This is a genomic window from Alteromonas sp. ALT199 (genome assembly GCF_018619335.1).
Lineage (GTDB): Bacteria > Pseudomonadota > Gammaproteobacteria > Enterobacterales > Alteromonadaceae > Alteromonas.
Map to the genome: position 1 here is coordinate 1 of NZ_JAHHDX010000011.1, position 1,309 is coordinate 1,309.

At 43.9% G+C, this 1,309-nt stretch carries 1 protein-coding gene; it reads right to left on the minus strand.

What is annotated here, in order from left to right; translation table 11 throughout:
* Positions 1-964 precede the first annotated feature (964 nt).
* The coding region (locus tag KL866_RS20085) for a hypothetical protein (RefSeq protein ID WP_251139754.1) at positions 965-1,309 on the minus strand (345 nt) is incomplete at its 5' end.

Here is a 1,309-nt window from a genome sequence, read left to right on the forward strand (position 1 = left end):
CTGACGCCTTCTAACTTTAAGCTAAGGGGCGCAGATGCGTGGGGCATAATGGCGAAGCCGCCCCGCGTATAGGCGTCCCAGCGACCGAAGGGAGAGACTTAAGCGCTTTGTTAGAAGCAGAGCCTGTTCCTTTGGGCTTTTTAAAAACTGTTGAAGCCAGCATACGATTGATTATTAACACAAACAAGTAAAACAACAGCGCAGTGATGGTATTGATTTGACTGAAGCAAACCGCCATTTGAATTACCAAGTGCAATGGCGCTTGCTGGCCTCAAATAAGAACTAGCCGATAAAGCGCCTATTGCGCGACATTCGAAGTAAGCGCGGTGACATTAAAACTACCAATGCATGGGCGATGTTTGAAACAACAGGTGAGGGTGGTTGAACTGATTATTTACCAAACCAATAGTAGTTTAGGCTGGCGCCTTCTAACTTTTAGCTAAGCGGCGCAGTTGCGTGGGGCATAATGGCGAAGCCGCCCCGCGTAACTGCGTCCGAACGACCGAAGGGAGTGACTTAAGCGCCTTGTTAGAAGCAGAGCCTGTTCCTTTGGCTTTTTTAAAAACTGTTGAACCCAGCATACGATTGATTATTAACACAAACAAGTAAAACAACAGTGCAGTGATGGTATTGATTTGACTGAAGTAAGCTGCCATTTGAACTACCAAGTGCAATGGCGCTTGCTGACTCAAAATAAGAACTTGTCGATAAAGCGCCTATTGCGCGACCTTTGAAGTTAATGCGGCGAAGTTAAAACCACCAAAAGCAAGAGCGATGCTTGTAAAAACAGGTAGGGGTAGTTGAACTGATTTGTTTATTAAGCGAAACGCAGTTTAGGCTGACGCCTTCTAACTTTTAAATAAGGGGCGCATACATGTGGGGCATAATGGCGAAGCCGCCCCGCGTGTATGCGTCCCAGCCCGCGCAGCGGGCGAACTTAATTTTTTTGTTAGATACGTTTTTACTATGCAAAAGGAATTGAGGCAACAATACATGCAAAGCCAATAGCAAACATGACTCTTATATTTTGCTTGCATTGAATTAGTAGAGTTAGGGCTTCAGAATTTGTTTCGTTAACTAGAGTATTAGAATTTGAAAAAGCTCTATTCTGTATTGTGTAATAAAGGCTCAATGTGCTTCCGTTGTACCCGATTAGTTGTTTTAGTTTCGAAGCAATTAGTAAACCTCTACCACTAAGAAAGAAAAAATTAAGCATGCAAGCCAAAAATAGAAATAATGTCATGGATACCTGCGAGTATCTAACTTTTAAATAAGGGGCGCAGGCACGTAGGGCATAATGGCGAAGCCG